This is a genomic window from Rummeliibacillus sp. GQ308 (genome assembly GCF_059759115.1).
The window spans coordinates 2,125,727-2,141,931 of the sequence record NZ_JCAXDQ010000001.1 but is presented as its reverse complement, the minus strand read 5'-3'; the positions used below and the strand labels follow the sequence as shown (position 1 = coordinate 2,141,931).

Below are 16,205 nucleotides of genomic sequence, written 5' to 3'. Positions count from 1 at the left end.
ATTTTTTATGCTTCAGGTTTTTTAATTCACAGCAGGAACTAACTGAATAGATAATTGATCTCCCCCAAATATCTCTGCTTCTACAGTAGAAGGTTGGTTATTTCGAAGAAGTGTAAATGTGCCCTTGAATTGTTCGGGCATTTTCCAATCAGCATATCGAAACACATCACGGAATTTAAAGGAGTCAAGTTGGATTGCTTTTAACTCTACATGATCGTTTCTATTTAATTGTGTTGTAAAGGGAACAGGTTCACCATTAACGATAGCTTGATAGCATTCTTTTTCTAATCGTACCTCTCTCTGTTGAAAGGATACAGTTATCTGTTTAGCAGACAAAAGATTCATCTGCGCCATTACAGTTTGTACCGAGGGACACTCTCCCTTCTTAATATGAATCACATCGCCGTCTTTCACTTTAGACTGGATGGATGCAGGAAGATTGTTGACTAAAATTGAACCTTCAGCATTTTGGATAGTATAGGATTGTCCATCCAATGAAATAGGGAATGGCACTAGCCACTGGACGAGATGACTTTGTCCCGTTAGTCGTAAACACTCTTCTATGGTATGGGAATGGTCAAATACCAAAACATCTCCATCTGATAGGCTTGCAGCGACATCTGCGTTTTGTGTATTTAATCTAATGCTTGGCTCGATTTCATGCAAACTATCATTTATAGTTATTTTCGCTGGACCGTTATACTCAATAATATCTGCAATGGTAGCAGTACCGGCTTCTCCATCTTTACCTTCGATTAAATATATGCTATCACCATTTTTAATTGGTTTTTTGATACTCGCTTTTTCGTTATTTACAATGATCTCAGTCGGTTCGCCGTGACCGCCGGGTACAAATATATCCTGCCCATTTACATTGACACACATGGCTAGTCCAGGCTTTCCGTATAGTCGATTAATATTGATATTGGCAGATAGCAAGGCATCTGCAACGGTCATTTCTTTTAGCTCGAATAAGCGGACTGTTTGCTGATTCACTTCGACAGACATGTACCTGATCGGTGTATTTTTTGCAGCCATCGCAATACCAATAGGTGTCACTAGCTCAGGTGAAGCCGACACATGTTCTTCAAATGTCAATTTTTGAATCGCATCAATTCCACGAACAGCAGCACGATTAGAAGGAATCTGAAGGAATTTGCAGATTTCGGTCGTGATCTCGGGAGTCAGGCTTCCACCCCCTACCAGAAGTATTGCTTTTGGGGGAGTATGATTATTTAAATGAAAAATCTCTTGGCCAATAGCTTCCGCAAGCGATGTGACAGCAGGGCGCAAGACATCAACGATTTCTTCTTTCGGATAGCTTTGCTCAAAACCAAGAATATCAGCAATCAGCACTTCTTCCTGTGTTGATAAGGCTCTTTTCACTTCTTCTGCAACAGGGAAATCCAGTATATAATGATCGCTTAAGGCTTCTGTAATCTCATCTCCGGCAGTTGGTACCATGCCATATGCTACAACAGTTCCTTTATTTGTGATAGCGATATCAGAAGTGCCTGCTCCTATATCAACCAATGCAATATTTAATCGACGCATTGTAGAGGGGATTAGCGCATTGATTGCTGCAATCGGTTCTAACGTAAGGCCTTCCATTTCTAAATCTGCGCGCTTTAAAGCAGCAATTAACGATTCGACTACGACTCTAGGAAGGAAAGTCGCAATGACTTCTACCTCTGCCTCTTCTCCTTGCTGATCTAGCAGGCTACCAATTTCTTGGCCATCTAACCGATAGTATAAAACAGAGTAACCTACGCAATAATAATGACTGCCTTTCTTTTGTTCTTTATGCTCTAGTAACTGCTGGCTTGCTAATTGTACAGCTGCTAATTCAAGACGATGAATATCATCTTCTGTAAGAGGCTGACGGTTGATTAAATTAAGCTTTGTTGAGGCCTGCTCTGTTTTTAAGGCTCTTCCTGCTGCAGCTACACTTACTTTAAGAAGAGGACCATGTATTTCCTCTAATTCTTCTTTAATTTCTTTTATAACAGAAGAGACATGAATCACATTATGTATTTGGCCATCTACCATGGCACGTTCCTTATGCTCCTTTGAAATTAAATCAACAACATGGAACTGTTCGCCCTGTTGTTCAAGAATAATGCCGACAACGGAGCGGGTGCCGATATCTAACGCAAAAAATTTACTAAACACATACACACAACCTTTCCAAAAAATGAATATAAGTAAGAATAACTTTATCGCGTTGAAGCGTTAAAGAAAATATGCGTGACATTCATATTAAAAACGATTATAATAATCCTATTATCATAAAATGTATCATAGTTTTCAGACTTCTGAAAGGTCTGGATACACGGGAGAGAGGAGAAACGGCATGAGTCATCAAAATTTAGATCACCTGCGTAACCGCGTTGATGAATTAAACCTTGAGATATTACGTTTAATCAATGAACGTGCTGAAGTAGTTCAAGAGATTGGAAAAATTAAAGAGAAACAAGGTGTCAACCGTTATGATCCCCTTCGTGAACGGCATATGTTAAATCTATTAAAAGAACATCACGATGGTCCGCTGAGCCAAGGGACTGTTGAACATATCTTTAAGGAAATCTTCAAATCTGCATTGAAGCTTCAAGAGACTGATCATAAGAAAGAACTGTTAGTTTCACGGAAGCAGAAGAAAGAGGATACGATTGTAACGATTAATGGCGAAACAGTCGGCCAGGGCTCACCAACATTCGTATTTGGCCCTTGCGCAGTAGAGTCATATGAACAAACGGCCCTTGTGGCAGAGGCTATCAGTCATAAAGGATTAAAATTAATGCGAGGCGGGGCATATAAACCACGTACTTCTCCTTATGATTTCCAAGGGTTAGGCTTAGAAGGGCTAAAAATCCTAAAAGAAGTAGGGACTAAATATGGTCTAGGTGTGGTTTCTGAAATTGTTACGCCAGCACATTTGGATGAGGCGCTTGATTATATAGATGTTATTCAAATTGGTGCGCGTAATATGCAAAACTTTGAATTGTTAAAAGCCGCTGGTGAAACGAAGAAACCTGTGCTATTAAAACGCGGTCTTGCCGCTACGATCGATGAATTTATCAATGCAGCTGAATATATTATTTCTAAAGGGAACGACCAAATCATTCTTTGTGAACGCGGTATCCGCACATATGAAAAAGCAACTCGCAACACATTGGATATCTCAGCTGTTCCTATTCTGAAACAGGAAACACATTTGCCAGTATTAGTGGATGTTACGCATTCCACTGGACGTCGTGATTTGCTATTGCCTTGCGCAAAAGCTGCCATTGCGATTGGAGCAGACGGTGTTATGGCAGAAGTTCATCCAGATCCAGCTGTTGCTTTGTCAGATTCACAGCAGCAAATGAGTATTCCGCAATTTGATGAATTCTACAATGAAATGCAACAGTTCATGAAAAATTATCAAATCGAAAAGTAATAAATAATGGAATGGCAAGCAGTGCCACTACTTAGATTGGATACAATCTTACCTATTTTTAAAGACAAGCGGCGATTCGTTAGTTGAGTCGTCGTTTTTAATTTCTTGAAAAACGTTTTCATTCTATCGTATTATAGAGGGTATAACAAAGTGTAGCATTACATAGCGGAAGAATATTCTGCTTTCACTGTGTATTGGAGGACCCAAACGGGCAGTGATGTGCAGTTGACTTTTTATCAAAGCGAAAGGTTATACTGTCTGTTAACACGACATAAAGAAGGAGGCAAAAAATTGACCGTTACAATATATGATGTAGCACGCGAAGCAAATGTTTCGATGGCTACGGTTTCACGCGTGGTCAATGGCAATCCAAATGTGAAACCCACAACAAGAAAAAAAGTCCTCGATGTAATCGAACGCTTAGAATATAGACCAAACGCAGTAGCGCGTGGATTAGCAAGCAAAAAGACGACAACTGTAGGCGTTATTATCCCTGATATTTCAAATGTTTTCTATGCTGAATTAGCGAGAGGAATAGAAGATATCGCGACTATGTATCGTTATAATATTATCTTATCTAACTCTGACCAAAGGGAAGAGAAGGAGTTGCAGCTGCTAGATAATATGTATGGCAAACAAGTTGATGGGATCGTGATGATGAGCGACCAAGTAAGCGAAGAGCTGCAAAATAAAATGAGCCATTCACCTGTCCCAATCGTACTTGCAGGTACATTAGACGAGATGAAGGAAATAGCATCTGTCAATATTGATTATTTGCAAGCGGCCTATGAAGCGGTGAAACATCTAATTGCCAATGGCCACCGCCGCATCGCCTATATATCTGGACCTTTCTCTTCAACCATTAATAAAAAATTTAAGTTTGAAGGTTATAAGAAGGCCTTAGAAGAAGAGGGCATTGCATTAGATGAAGATCTTGTTATTGCAACTGAGGATTCATACGATAGCGGTTTGGAGGATTTTGAAACACTTAGCCAACTAGCCGATCCACCAACTGCCTTTTTCGCTGGAAGCGATGAATTGGCCATTGGCATCATCCATGGAGCACAGGATCTAGGCAAGAGTGTGCCAGAGGACTATGAAGTCATCAGCTTTGAGAATTCAAAGCTTGCACGTATGGTAAGACCACAATTAACTAGCGTTGTTCTTCCTTTGTATGACATCGGAGCTGTATCGATGCGTTTATTAACAAAATACATGAACAAAGAAAATGTAGAAGATGGCCAAGTTATATTGCCATATCGCATGATTGAAAGAAATTCTACTAAATAGTGTGTAAAGAAAAAGACGTCATTCTCTAATAGGGAATGCGTCTTTTTTATATTAATGAGAGTTTTGTTTTGTGCGTATTTGATATAGTGCTTTATCTAATATTTGTTGGTTCTTTTCACTAATCTCAGCTTTGCGTGGAATCGAATCATACATATTTTCCGGATCATCCCAAGTTGGAATAAGGCGTACAGGGGATTCTTTTTGCCACTGGTCGAGCCAAGATTGAGGGATGTTGCCTATTGGTGTACCCTTGTCCGTCATTTCTGTCCAAACCATGGACCAAGCTCTTGGTACTACGCGCCAGATATCATATCCTCCACCGCCAACTGCAATCCATTTACCATCGCAGAATTCATGTGCCAGTTCATGGGCTAGCTTAGGTATTTCTCTATAGATATTCATTGTACCGCATAGATGTGTTAATGGGTCAAAATAATGAGCATCGGCTCCATTTTGAGAAAGAATGACATCAGGTTTAAAATACGCCGTAATTTCCTTTAATGCTGTTTGATAAACATCTAAGAAAGATTCATCCTCAGTGAAGGCGTCTATCGGAAAATTAAAGGATGTCCCATATCCAGATCCATTGCCACGTTCAGTTACAGCCCCGGTACCAGGGAACAGGTAGCGCCCCGTTTCATGGATAGAAACTGTACAAACGTTGGGGTCGTCATAAAAGCTCCATTGCACGCCATCACCATGGTGGGCATCGGTATCTATATATAAAACACGTGCGTTATACTTTTGCTGCATATATTTAATAGCGACTGTACTATCATTATAAATGCAAAATCCAGAAGCCCGCGCTTTAAAACCATGATGTAGTCCGCCACCGAGATTAAGGGCGTGCTGTGATTTGCCTTGCATGACAAAGTCGCAGGCTGTCAATGTAGCGCCGACAATTTTAGAACTGGCTTCATGCATATTTTGAAAAATCGGCGTATCTTCTGTTCCGATACCAAAAGGCTCTCCAAGCTTTGCTGTTAGATGACCATGCCCTGCCATTTTTACGGCTTCAATATAGCGCGAATCATGTCCAAGCAAAAGCTCCTCATCTGTTGCATCGCGAGGAGTTATGATATCCTCATCATCTAACGCATGAAAGCTTTTCAAAAGGTCTACTGTAAGTTCAAGCCTCTTCTGATTGAAAGGATGTGTTTCAGAGAATTTATAATCCAACTGTTCAGGTGAGTATACGAATACCGCTTTTTTCATTGGCGAGATTTGGTTGGAATATTGGGCCATAGCACATCAAATCCTTCCTTGCGTAGCTCATCAATAATTGGAAGCGGATTCATTATTTTTAGCCGAATAGACAATATTTTATTTTCATCGTCTTTCGAATCCGGATAGATTAAAACACTTAATATACTTGCGTGATGATTAGCAAAAATTTTGGTAACTTCGTGTAGCGCGCCGATTCGGTCTTGGACTCGTATCTCCATTTGTGAGCTTGGCTTAGTCGCACCCGTAATTTCAATATAAGTGTAAAGTAAATCTGTTCCTGTGATGATGCCAACCAGTTCTCCTTTGCTGACGATTGGCAAGCAGCCGATGCGATGCTCATAAAGAATAAGGGCTACCTCTTCAACAAGGTCTAGAGGATGCCCAATGATAGGGTTTGTTATCATTATTTGATCCAATGTTCGGTGATAAAGTGATGTGTCACCATCTTTTAATAGGGAAGAAGGTAATGCATTTTTTAAGTCTCTTTCTGTTACTAAGCCTAAGAGTTTTCCATTCTCATCTACAACTGGCACATGGCGAATCTTACTTTCTTTCATAAGCTTTGCAGCATCTGCCATCGTGTTAGTAGGCTGTAATGTCAGTACTTGTTTATTCATAATCTCTTCAATTAACATATGGTCACCCCTTTAGGTATCACTTGTTATAGCGATTGACTATGCGTAAGGAATTAAATCTATCAATCGATGTTTGGTCCACACGTTTGCCGATTCGAACCATCAAACAATTGGCAGGATGTGAGGCAATCTCAGGCTCATCCGTTGCAGCAACCTCTAGCCCGCCTGCCTGCATCATCTTAATCATCATGTCTCGGTATTGCCAGATTGTAAGCCCTGTACGCTTTAAATCCCAATGCCAATAATATTCCGTCGTAATGACTATATAATCTTCCATCATATCATCAAGCATCGACACCTGAAGCAGGCTTTTGCCGATCCGATTTCCTCGATATTCTGAGGCGACCTCTATGGCGCCTAATTCTATTAAGTTTTCTAAATTGCCTTCCGACCATCTTTCTAATGGATCTGGATGAAGGAATGTGGCGTATGCGATAATTGTATTATCCAACCGAGCAATCATCATTCGGCCCTCTGGTCGTTTCGCTATTTCTATAATAGCAGCAAATTGTTTTTCAGGTGTCCGAAAAGCCGTCAAATCTTGATGGAATGAAAGTTTTTGTAATTCCTCTGGCGGGACAGGGCCTTCAATTATAATCTTGCCATGCGCTGTGTCTAGTTCTCTCGCATGATAACGCCGGATGTGTTCCATTCATTCACCACCTTCAGTGAGTTATTATAAGTATTATACATGACTAAAGCAGAAAAAAACGGAGGAATTAAGAATATTGTATGGATGATTTCAGAAAGGGGAATTTGTGCAATCTACAAAAAAGAATTAATATTCTTGTAAAAATGTACTATAATAAAAGATGGTTGGAGGGAGAAAGTTCAACTAAAGGGGTATTTATAGAGCTGGTCTGCATCCGCTTTCTATGGATTCATGAACAGCAAAAAAGCATTTCACCGTATGGGAGCGGTTGAAATGCTTTTTTTTGCTTTTTAATCATCATCTGGCTCAGTTTTGTGGCCGTCATCTTTTTTGTCGTCTGATGCATTGTTTGAGTTATTTTGATTGTTATTTGACGCATTTTCGTCTTTATCTTTGTCTTTATCTTTATTTGGATTTGTTTGACCCGTTTGATTTGATTGGCTGCTGCCTTGGCCGATAGACTTATCCTCTGAATTGCTAGTAGAGGAATTGTTATTCTGTTGAGTATTTTGTTTGTTTCGTGTCGTAGACTGTGTTGATTGAGAATTGCTATTTGGCTTGTTTGCTGAGCGATTTTGCGTTTGTGATTTCTTTTCTTTCAATGGTTTAGGTCCATAGATTTTTGAAGGATCCCCGCCAAACGGAGCCAACATATTTTGGATAAATGTATCCGATAAGCGACCACCAGAAAAACCAGTTTCAGGTCCGGGTACCATCACATTTGCATTGAATAAATCGGTTCTTGAGTGTCCAGCACATGCAGATGTAAGAGCATTCCCTGTATAGCCACAGAATGTTCGGCTGACTACTCCAGTAGGTTGCTTAAATGTTTTTCCTCCTGCAGTTGCAAGACCTGGGTTTGTATCATACAAGGCATTCATTAGGCGAGCCCATAATAAGTTTACACGTGTACTTGGAATGCCATAAACAGCATTGCCTTGATTTAATGTTTGTGGTTGATCATACCCCATCCAAACACCTAAGGAAATGTCAGGATTATAACCTACAAACCAAACATCATTATAGTTTGTTGAAGTACCTGTTTTTGCTGCAAAGTCTGCTCTGAATTTCAAATTGCTATTGGCGGTTGTTCCGGTGCCTGATTTTAATACATCGCGAAGCATATCAGTTGTAATATAGGATGTTTGATCACTATAAACTCGTTTAGATTTTACTTTGTGTTTATACACTACTTTGCCTTCATTATTAACTATCTTGCTGACCATATATGCATCAACAAACTTTCCTCCATTAGCAAAAGTAGCATATGCATTTGTGTCTTCCTCAACAGATATACCATTAGCTATGCCCCCGAGTGCAGCTGCATAAGCCGTATAATCAGATGGTGCTATACTTGTAATCCCGTTTTTCTTTAATAGCTCCATAGGTTTCCGATTCATAATTTTTGCGTACAAACGGACAGCAGGCAAGTTTTGAGAGTCTTTTAATGCTTCCCGGGCAGATATCAAACCGCGTTCATCTGTCTCTGTATAGTTTGTAGGCTTATATGCATTTTCCCCAACACCAATTTGGAATTTCACGTCAGGAACCGGACTTCCAGCTCCAATCAAGCCATATTGAATGGCAGGTGCATAGACGAGCAAAGGTTTCATTGTCGAACCATTTGAGCGAGTAGTTCGAGATGCATGGTTGACCTCTTTAATATTATGATCCCGACCACCGACGAAGCTGAGAATCTTACCTGTTTTATTCTCTATCACAATACTACCTACTTGAACAGGATCTGGGGTAGTGCTAACCTTACCTGTTTCTTGGTCAGTTTTTTGGGTGCTAAGTGTTGGACCATAATACGGGAAATTATTTTTAACTTCTTGCATATGATCATACATTTTTTGGTCGATAGTTGAATAAATTTTATAGCCTTTTGACCTCAGTTCACGGTCAGCTAAAATGGTGTATTTCTCTTTTAGTTTGTCTTCATTCTTTAGTCGATTTGTATCGATACCATCTTTTTTAGCTAAAATTCGTGCCATAATTTCTTTGGCTCTATATTCAATTTCATACGTAACATAAGGATACTTTTCTTCTGCTTGTACTTCAGGCTTCCTAAAGTCTTTCACAATATTATATTTTAATGCTTTTTTGTACTGCTTATCAGTTATATAGCCTGTATCGTTCATTCTGTACAATACAGTTTTCATCCGATTAATACCTAGGCGTAGGTTTTCTTTATCTTTTAACACACCTTTTTGTGTGAATGGTGTATACGCGTAAGGTGATTGTGGAATCCCTGCGATATAAGCTGATTGAGCTAGGTTTAGTTTTTTAGCACTTTTATTAAAAATACCTTGTGCTGCTGTTTCAATGCCGGCAATATTCCGTCCACTGGCATTCCGACCATAAGGAATAACATTCAAATAGGCCTGTAATATTTCATCCTTTGACATAAAGTGTTCTAAACGCATAGCTAATAGTAATTCTTTCGCCTTCCGTTCATAGGACACTTCATTTGTAAGTATTTGGTTTTTGATTAATTGCTGTGTTAGAGTTGAACCGCCTGTTTGGGTAGACGAGTTGCTAACATCTTGAAAAACACCTCGTAATACTGCTTTCGGTACAATTCCATTGTGCTGATAGAAGTATTCATCTTCTGTTGCAAGCACTGCATCAATAACATAAGGAGATATTTTGTCTAGCGTTGTTCTTTGACGCTCAAGGTCAGTCCTCATTTTTCCTAAATATTTATTGCCAGCAAAATAGAGGGTACTCGTCTCCTCATAATTAAAGATTGCTTGTCGCATTTCGCTTTTTGGCATATTCGGCTCATGCTTTACAAGCGAAGCGAAGTAGCCAGCGCCAATCGAGCCGACAAATACCAGCCCCATCACAACAAACAGAATGAAGATCAAAAATAAATTCCAAATGACACTAGAAGTAATACGGAAATACTTCATCCCTGTTTTCTCGGCTAATTGATCAAGCTTTTGATTTATAGTGGCTATCCATTCTTTCATTTTTTCAATCACACGCGACCAATGCTAAAAAGTCATATCAATTGTTAGATGATTCACTTTTAGCAAGAGGCCTACCTCCTTTTATAGTATGAATTCCAAAAGAAATGCGCACTACTGCTATAATAGTGCCCATCCAAAGGCTACCTCGGTAGCATCTGTTGTACTAAGAAGTCCAGGTTATAGGCACAATTACTTGCTATGATTCTAATGTTTTTGTATAAAAAAGAACATAATAAAGAATACTATTCTTTGTACGTCTGCCTAATGCAGACTGGTGAAGTATCATTTTATATAGTCTATCTCTTTCTTTATGTATTTATACAAATATTTTAGTATACAAGCAATAATCAAAAGTGCTATTTTATAACCTTTTAAAATATTGTCTATTATACCATAAGTCGAATCAACGACAAGATTACTTATTGACAACAACTTAAAATGCAGTAAAATAGTCATTAATATATTCTTGCGATGAAGCATGCCTGAGTAATGGCCATATTTCCTGTTTAGAGAGCTAGCGGTTGGTGCAAGCTAGTCATAGTATGGACGTGAATTACACATGGGGAGCAAGAACGCAGCCGCTGCGATAAAGCGATTTAAGCGGAAGATGAAAATCTTCAAGCTGGGTGGTACCGCGTTAAATTAGTAATTAACGTCCCTGCATTTTTAAATGCAGGGGCGTTTTTATTTTTATTAGGAGGGAAAAAGATGACAAATGCACTACTAGAAGACTTACAATGGCGAGGATTGCTATATCAGCAAACAGATGAGGAAGGCATGGAAAAGTTATTGACTGAAGAGAGTGTTTCTTTATATGTAGGCGTTGATCCGACTGCTGACTCGATGCATATCGGCCATATTGTACCTATGTTAACTCTTCGTCGCTTCCAACAAGCTGGACATAGACCAATATTGGTAGTTGGCGGCGCAACTGGTATGATTGGCGACCCATCCGGAAGACAATCAGAACGTAGTCTTTTGACAGCTGAACAAATTGATAACAACGTAGCAGGGATTAAAAAACAATTAGAACAAATTTTTGACTTCTCTGAAGGTGAAAATGGCGCAAAACTTGTTAATAACTACGATTGGGTTGGAAAATTAAGTACAATTGAATTCTTACGCGACTACGGCAAGTTAATCAACATCAATTACATGCTAAGCAAAGATACTATTGCTTCTCGTTTAGAATCTGGATTGTCATTTACTGAATTTACGTATACCTTGATTCAAGGGCTGGATTTTAACCATTTATATGATCATTACAATGTTAAAATCCAAGTTGGTGGTTCTGATCAATGGGGTAATATTACAACAGGCCTTGAAGTAATTCGTAAAACGCATGACGAAGAAGCAAAAGCGTTCGGTTTTACAATTCCATTAGTAACCAAATCAGATGGGACGAAATTCGGTAAAACAGCAGGGGGAGCGATATGGCTTGATCCTGAAAAAACGTCTCCTTATGAATTTTATCAATTCTGGTTGAATACTGCGGATGCTGATGTGATTAAGTATTTAAAAATCTTTACGTTCCTAAGCAGGGAAGATATTGAATCGTTGGCGGAGAAAGTGGAATCAGAGCCGCATCTTCGCGAGGCTCAAAAAACATTGGCTGCGGAAATGACAAAGCTTATCCATGGAGAAGCAGGGTTAGACCAAGCACTTCGCATTACTGCTGCATTGTTCTCTGGTGATTTGAAATCACTTTCAGCAGACGAAATGAAAGTTGCTTTTTCAGGCGTACCATCAGTTGAATTGCAAAAAGAAGAAAAAAATATTGTCGATCTATTAGTTGAAGCAAACATTTCTTCTTCTAAACGCCAAGCACGTGAAGATGTTACAAATGGCGCTATTTCAATTAACGGGGAAAAAGTAAAGGATCTAGACTATGTAGTCGATGCAAAAGATCGTATGGAAGATGCGTTTGCTATCATTCGTAGAGGTAAAAAGAAATATCATATGGTGAAATTTAATTAAAAAAGAAACCGCAATGGGGAAAAGTTCAGTAATTCCCAACATTGCGGTTTTATAATTTTAGAAGTAATGTGTGTAGCTTGATTCAATACATTGTTTAAACTTATTTTTTTGCAAATCTATTTAAGAAAATCTTTTAAATCTGTTAATAACGCGGCTTGCTGTATTCGGATCATATCCTAGCACCCATTCACCATTTATAGAAGTCTGTGGTGCTCCTAGTCGACCGGTTTTTTGCATTAAAAATTGTGCCACGTCTGGATTGTTGCCAATGTGGACTTCTTTATAGGGTAAATTTTGATCCTGCAAAAAACTTTTCATCAATTCGCAATAACCACAATTCGATGTAGAGTATATCGTTATATCAAGTTTCATTATATCTTCCTCCTTGATTATACCCTAATAGGTATATAAACTATACAACATAGGGTATTATAATGCAAGAGGAATAAATCTGTTCTTCTTGATTTGATACCTCTCTGGGTATATTATAAAGCATATGAATAGAAGTTCCTGTGAGGTGAGTATATGGAATATAATGATCAAATTCGCAACCGTTTAAAAAGGATTGAAGGGCAGCTACGAGGTGTTCTGCGAATGATTGAGGAAGATAAGGATTGTAAGGATGTCATTACGCAACTCTCAGCCTCTCGTTCAGCTATAGACCGTACTATTGGTCTGATTGTGAGCACCAACTTAGTACATTGTATGAAAGAAGAAAAAAATTCAAACGGCAAGGATTCAGAAGCGTTGATTAAAGAAGCGGTTGAATTATTAGTAAAAAGTAGATAATAAAGGGGAGATAGTCATGAAAACAATTACACCAAGTGAAGTAGCAAAAAAATTAGCTGAAGGACAAGCACTTTCTCTTATTGATGTACGTGAACCTGAGGAAATAGCTTCTGGGAAAATTAGTACAGCAAAAGAGATTCCGCTAGGCACATTACCAGAAAATCTAAATGAATTAGACAAAAATAAGGAATATATTATGGTTTGCCGTTCAGGCAATCGAAGTGGACAAGCAACTCAATATTTGGAGGAACAGGGATTCCAAGCGGTCAATATGGAAGGCGGAATGTTGGCTTGGGACGGTCCTATTGAATAGCTAGCTATATAGATGGAAATAGGGTATGCAATCCGCGTGCCCTTTTTGGCTTGTAGTTAATATGAGAATAGGAGGGGAAGAATGGGGCTAATCGTTGTATTAATGATACTTGGGATTATCGGTTCCTTTTTTTCAGGGTTAGTAGGTGTCGGTGGGGCCATTGTGATGTACCCTTTATTATTTTTCGTACCACCCTTGCTTGGTTTCGAAAAATTTACTTCGTTAGAGGTATCCGGCTTAACGGCATTTCAAGTATTTTTCTCAACATTGAGCGGTATATTGACACATAAAAATGATGGTTCTCTGCGAGGTAATCTTATATGGCTAATAGGGCTTCCTGCGTTAGTCAGTGGTTTTATGGGCGGATTAGTCTCCAAGGAAGTACCTGATACATATTTAAATATGTTATATGGCATTCTAGCTATTGTTGCAGTATTGATGATGTTTCTTCCTAAGAAGGATGCAGGGGAAAATGGATGGGCGAAAAATGTGACAGGTGTATTAGCTGTTGCTACAGGTATTATCGTCGGCTTTGTTGCAGGTATGATAGGAGCAGGAGGAGCATTTCTCTTTGTCCCTCTAATGATTCAAGTCATCCGAATTCCAACACGTACAGCTATGGCGACATCTCTTGCCATAACCTTTTTATCTTCTATAGGCACCATCATTGGAAAAATATTATCACATAGCATTGATTATCGATTGGCAATTTGGCTGGCGATTGCTGGTTTAATTGGTGCGCCTATTGGTGTTCGAATTAGTAAAAAATTGTCTGTTCAAAAATTACAGTGGACGTTCGCTGGCCTTCTAATCATAACAGCAGCCAAAATATGGTGGGATGTATTTTGGGGTTAATAGAATAATAAAAGCTAAGACGTTATAAGCAAACGCCTTAGCTTTTTTCATTATTCAGTGACTAACAGCGACCTCTGTGATGCATTTGGTGTCTTGGATGAGGCATTGGCATTGGGCAAACTGTGTTATTTTCAACGCATTCTTCCACAACAGAATGTGTTTCTGGGAAGTAGTGTTGATTGTTGATTACATGCCGATTAACTGTTGTTACATGTGTTGGATGGATATGTGGTACGACAGTAGGAATAATATTAGTTCTTACAATTTGCCGTGTAGGAGATACCCGCGGCGGATCATACTGTGCTGGTAACATGTTTGGTGGGCAGCATATTGGCATATTGCAATGGTGAGGATGTCTTCTATTCATTCAAATGACCTCCTTTGTGTGTTAAGGTGTGTGTCCTTAATAAGATATGACACTTGTAAATAAACACAGCGGTCATTTGCCTATTGATGCTATGGGTTTTTCCGAACTGAAAACTAAATGGATAACTTTACATTGCAAAAAAACAACAATATATCTTAATGTGTATGTGATGATTCATTTATTTCTCTTTGCTTTTTTCCACGTGTTAGGATTTAAATAACTTTTGAACTTTGCGGCTGCTTCTTTCCCAACGAGCAAAGCACCAATCCAAAAGATAATTTCTGCAATTATGAGAACGCTAGTTATAATTCCTGCCTTTAACTTTGTTGAGATAGGGAAAAATGGAGTCATAACAGGTATTAGCCATAGAATCATAGAGAAGATTAATAGTCCAATTCCTAGTTTATAAACGAATTTTTTTTCTTTAGGCAATACGAGAATCCTCCTGTTGTTATAGTTTATGTATAAAACTATAGAGGAGTACCGGCGAAATCACAAGGTTTAATAGTGAAGCTATAAATGAAAGAAGGCTACCCAGTGGTAGCCTCAACTCTTTTTATTCATCTGGGTAGTTTAAATGCAATGGCGGCATAATAAGCCATCCTTTTTCTTTTTCCAATTTGAGCACTTTTCCTGCAAATTGTCCTTTTTTCATATGGAACTGAGCGTACATCATGGCGATGTCTTCTCTGATGGACATGCCGAGAGCTTGACTACAAGCCATTAATCCAGTAGCTGTGTCTGCAGCAAGCATTGCACAGATTTCCGGATCGTTAAATTTAGCACCGGCTGGAATATCCTCTAAATTAGCATTTGGTCGTTCAGGAGGTGCTGGTGGAAGGGCAATCCCATTCACTTTCAACAAAGTTTCTAATTGCTCATTTTCTTCTTTGCAGCATTGAATAGCTTCCTCAAGGAGTTTGCCTAATTCTTTATCACCTGTATGATTGTATAATGTTTGGTAAGCTGCAATTAAACCATTATTAGTGGCGAAATTCGTCCAAATAGTGATTGCTTCTCCATAATTTAATGGCTGATCTTTCGGATTTCCGCTTAACATACCCATTCTTAACACTCCACTCGTATTTTAATAATATGACTTAAATAGAATGTGCAAACAAATGGTATTTATACATTGATACTATTTTGGGAACAAAAAAAGCTTGTATCCGGAATAGGGGTACAAGTGAAAAAGAATTTTTTTCAGGTTGATAATTTATTAATAAAGTTTGAATTTAAATTGAATTTGGCAACTTGACAAGGGTTGTTTTATTAGTTTTAGATAACATATTTACATTAATGACATAACTTTTTCATGAACATTATTATGAGTATAGAGGGATTTTTATGAAACAATATATACTCAATAAGAAGTTATATAAACGTATATAGACTTATTTGTAAAGGTGAGAATGGAAAAAATAGAGTTTTTAAAAAATTTCCTAAAAGATGATATGATAACATACCTTTTATCAAAGGACTTATAACTATTTATCAACAAGTTATTTTGTTAAAACAGATAACTAAGGGTTGATTTTATGGAAATGGATAATGAAAGATTGCAACAAATCAAAATGAATTCAAAAACTTCATATCAATATATTAAGAAAGTAGAAAAAGAATACAAAGAACGAAGCTTTGGATACCAATATAACGTATAGTTTTGTTGTATCTAATCAAGATGAA

General features: G+C 38.4%; 16 protein-coding genes and 1 other annotated feature. Of the genes, 7 read left to right on the top strand and 9 right to left on the bottom strand.

Annotated elements, in window-relative coordinates; all coding sequences use genetic code 11:
- Nucleotides 1-21 precede the first annotated feature (21 nt).
- Nucleotides 22-2,172 carry a pilus assembly protein PilM gene (pilM, locus tag AC6CHJ_RS10745; RefSeq protein ID WP_392992680.1) on the bottom strand — a complete coding sequence of 717 codons (2,151 nt, stop codon included), beginning with the start codon at nt 2,170-2,172 and terminating at the stop codon, nt 22-24.
- Between the two features lie 181 nt (nt 2,173-2,353).
- On the opposite strand from pilM, the gene AC6CHJ_RS10740 reads away from it, so the two are divergent.
- Together AC6CHJ_RS10740 and ccpA are read left to right on the top strand one after the other, a co-directional pair.
- Nucleotides 2,354-3,439, top strand: coding sequence for a bifunctional 3-deoxy-7-phosphoheptulonate synthase/chorismate mutase (locus AC6CHJ_RS10740; RefSeq protein WP_392992683.1), 1,086 nt, complete (start codon nt 2,354-2,356; stop codon nt 3,437-3,439).
- A 291-nt stretch (nt 3,440-3,730) separates the two neighbouring features.
- Complete coding sequence (ccpA, locus tag AC6CHJ_RS10735) at nt 3,731-4,729, top strand: catabolite control protein A (RefSeq protein WP_066788961.1); 999 nt, start codon at nt 3,731-3,733, stop codon at nt 4,727-4,729.
- A 51-nt stretch (nt 4,730-4,780) separates the two neighbouring features.
- Here the strand turns inward: ccpA and AC6CHJ_RS10730 are convergent, their stop codons facing one another.
- From AC6CHJ_RS10730 to AC6CHJ_RS10715, 4 genes are all read right to left on the bottom strand, one after another.
- Nucleotides 4,781-5,944, bottom strand: coding sequence for an acetoin utilization protein AcuC (locus AC6CHJ_RS10730; protein WP_392995596.1), 1,164 nt, complete (start codon nt 5,942-5,944; stop codon nt 4,781-4,783).
- Nucleotides 5,941-6,591, bottom strand: coding sequence for an acetoin utilization AcuB family protein (locus tag AC6CHJ_RS10725; RefSeq protein WP_392992686.1), 651 nt, complete (start codon nt 6,589-6,591; stop codon nt 5,941-5,943). The genes AC6CHJ_RS10730 and AC6CHJ_RS10725 overlap by 4 nt, the downstream gene beginning before the upstream one ends.
- A gap of 19 nt (nt 6,592-6,610) precedes the next feature.
- Nucleotides 6,611-7,243 carry a GNAT family N-acetyltransferase gene (locus AC6CHJ_RS10720; protein ID WP_066788955.1) on the bottom strand — a complete coding sequence of 211 codons (633 nt, stop codon included), beginning with the start codon at nt 7,241-7,243 and terminating at the stop codon, nt 6,611-6,613.
- Nucleotides 7,244-7,533: 290 nt separating this feature from the next.
- The gene (locus AC6CHJ_RS10715; RefSeq protein WP_249774600.1) at nt 7,534-10,218 is read right to left on the bottom strand and encodes a transglycosylase domain-containing protein; all 2,685 of its coding nucleotides are present in this window, start codon (nt 10,216-10,218) and stop codon (nt 7,534-7,536) included.
- Nucleotides 10,219-10,680: 462 nt separating this feature from the next.
- Nucleotides 10,681-10,881 (top strand) — a binding site (T-box leader).
- A gap of 45 nt (nt 10,882-10,926) precedes the next feature.
- On the opposite strand from AC6CHJ_RS10715, the gene tyrS reads away from it, so the two are divergent.
- Complete coding sequence (gene tyrS / locus AC6CHJ_RS10710) at nt 10,927-12,195, top strand: tyrosine--tRNA ligase (RefSeq protein WP_147196027.1); 1,269 nt, start codon at nt 10,927-10,929, stop codon at nt 12,193-12,195.
- A gap of 120 nt (nt 12,196-12,315) precedes the next feature.
- On the opposite strand, the gene AC6CHJ_RS10705 is transcribed toward tyrS, so the two are convergent.
- A complete protein-coding gene (locus tag AC6CHJ_RS10705; protein WP_392992691.1) occupies nt 12,316-12,567 on the bottom strand; it encodes a glutaredoxin family protein in 252 nt (83 codons plus the stop codon).
- Nucleotides 12,568-12,720: 153 nt separating this feature from the next.
- Here AC6CHJ_RS10705 and AC6CHJ_RS10700 point away from each other — a divergent pair, with 153 nt between their 5' ends.
- From AC6CHJ_RS10700 to AC6CHJ_RS10690, 3 genes are all read left to right on the top strand, one after another.
- On the top strand, nt 12,721-12,984 hold the full coding sequence (locus tag AC6CHJ_RS10700) for a metal-sensitive transcriptional regulator (RefSeq protein ID WP_147196024.1): 264 nt from the start codon (nt 12,721-12,723) through the stop codon (nt 12,982-12,984).
- Nucleotides 12,985-13,000: 16 nt separating this feature from the next.
- Nucleotides 13,001-13,297: a rhodanese-like domain-containing protein gene (locus tag AC6CHJ_RS10695; protein ID WP_066788941.1), complete on the top strand. Its 297-nt coding sequence runs from the start codon at nt 13,001-13,003 to the stop codon at nt 13,295-13,297.
- Nucleotides 13,298-13,378: 81 nt separating this feature from the next.
- A complete protein-coding gene (locus AC6CHJ_RS10690; protein ID WP_392992695.1) occupies nt 13,379-14,152 on the top strand; it encodes a sulfite exporter TauE/SafE family protein in 774 nt (257 codons plus the stop codon).
- A 61-nt stretch (nt 14,153-14,213) separates the two neighbouring features.
- Here the strand turns inward: AC6CHJ_RS10690 and AC6CHJ_RS10685 are convergent, their stop codons facing one another.
- The 3 genes from AC6CHJ_RS10685 to AC6CHJ_RS10675 all read right to left on the bottom strand — a co-directional run bounded on the left by AC6CHJ_RS10685 (nt 14,214) and on the right by AC6CHJ_RS10675 (nt 15,585).
- Nucleotides 14,214-14,519 carry a CotD family spore coat protein gene (locus AC6CHJ_RS10685; protein ID WP_244946683.1) on the bottom strand — a complete coding sequence of 102 codons (306 nt, stop codon included), beginning with the start codon at nt 14,517-14,519 and terminating at the stop codon, nt 14,214-14,216.
- Nucleotides 14,520-14,693: 174 nt separating this feature from the next.
- Nucleotides 14,694-14,951, bottom strand: a complete 258-nt coding sequence (locus AC6CHJ_RS10680) for a transporter suffix domain-containing protein (protein ID WP_244946682.1) — start codon at nt 14,949-14,951, stop codon at nt 14,694-14,696.
- A 124-nt stretch (nt 14,952-15,075) separates the two neighbouring features.
- On the bottom strand, nt 15,076-15,585 hold the full coding sequence (locus tag AC6CHJ_RS10675; RefSeq protein WP_147196019.1) for a DUF3231 family protein: 510 nt from the start codon (nt 15,583-15,585) through the stop codon (nt 15,076-15,078).
- A 472-nt stretch (nt 15,586-16,057) separates the two neighbouring features.
- On the opposite strand from AC6CHJ_RS10675, the gene AC6CHJ_RS10670 reads away from it, so the two are divergent.
- Nucleotides 16,058-16,180 carry a hypothetical protein gene (locus AC6CHJ_RS10670; protein WP_498288447.1) on the top strand — a complete coding sequence of 41 codons (123 nt, stop codon included), beginning with the start codon at nt 16,058-16,060 and terminating at the stop codon, nt 16,178-16,180.
- Nucleotides 16,181-16,205 lie beyond the last annotated feature (25 nt).

Excerpts from the sequence above, each read along its gene's own strand:
- AC6CHJ_RS10740 (WP_392992683.1), top strand. The coding sequence starts at position 2,354 with ATGAGTCATCAAAATTTAGATCACCTGCGTAACCGCGTTGATGAATTA.
- AC6CHJ_RS10730 (WP_392995596.1), bottom strand. The coding sequence starts at position 5,944 with ATGAAAAAAGCGGTATTCGTATACTCACCTGAACAGTTGGATTATAAA.
- AC6CHJ_RS10725 (WP_392992686.1), bottom strand. The coding sequence starts at position 6,591 with ATGTTAATTGAAGAGATTATGAATAAACAAGTACTGACATTACAGCCT.
- AC6CHJ_RS10720 (WP_066788955.1), bottom strand. The coding sequence starts at position 7,243 with ATGGAACACATCCGGCGTTATCATGCGAGAGAACTAGACACAGCGCAT.
- AC6CHJ_RS10715 (WP_249774600.1), bottom strand. The coding sequence starts at position 10,218 with ATGAAAGAATGGATAGCCACTATAAATCAAAAGCTTGATCAATTAGCC.
- tyrS (WP_147196027.1), top strand. The coding sequence starts at position 10,927 with ATGACAAATGCACTACTAGAAGACTTACAATGGCGAGGATTGCTATAT.
- AC6CHJ_RS10705 (WP_392992691.1), bottom strand. The coding sequence starts at position 12,567 with ATGAAACTTGATATAACGATATACTCTACATCGAATTGTGGTTATTGC.
- AC6CHJ_RS10700 (WP_147196024.1), top strand. The coding sequence starts at position 12,721 with ATGGAATATAATGATCAAATTCGCAACCGTTTAAAAAGGATTGAAGGG.
- AC6CHJ_RS10695 (WP_066788941.1), top strand. The coding sequence starts at position 13,001 with ATGAAAACAATTACACCAAGTGAAGTAGCAAAAAAATTAGCTGAAGGA.
- AC6CHJ_RS10690 (WP_392992695.1), top strand. The coding sequence starts at position 13,379 with ATGGGGCTAATCGTTGTATTAATGATACTTGGGATTATCGGTTCCTTT.
- AC6CHJ_RS10685 (WP_244946683.1), bottom strand. The coding sequence starts at position 14,519 with ATGAATAGAAGACATCCTCACCATTGCAATATGCCAATATGCTGCCCA.
- AC6CHJ_RS10675 (WP_147196019.1), bottom strand. The coding sequence starts at position 15,585 with ATGGGTATGTTAAGCGGAAATCCGAAAGATCAGCCATTAAATTATGGA.
- AC6CHJ_RS10670 (WP_498288447.1), top strand. The coding sequence starts at position 16,058 with ATGGAAATGGATAATGAAAGATTGCAACAAATCAAAATGAATTCAAAA.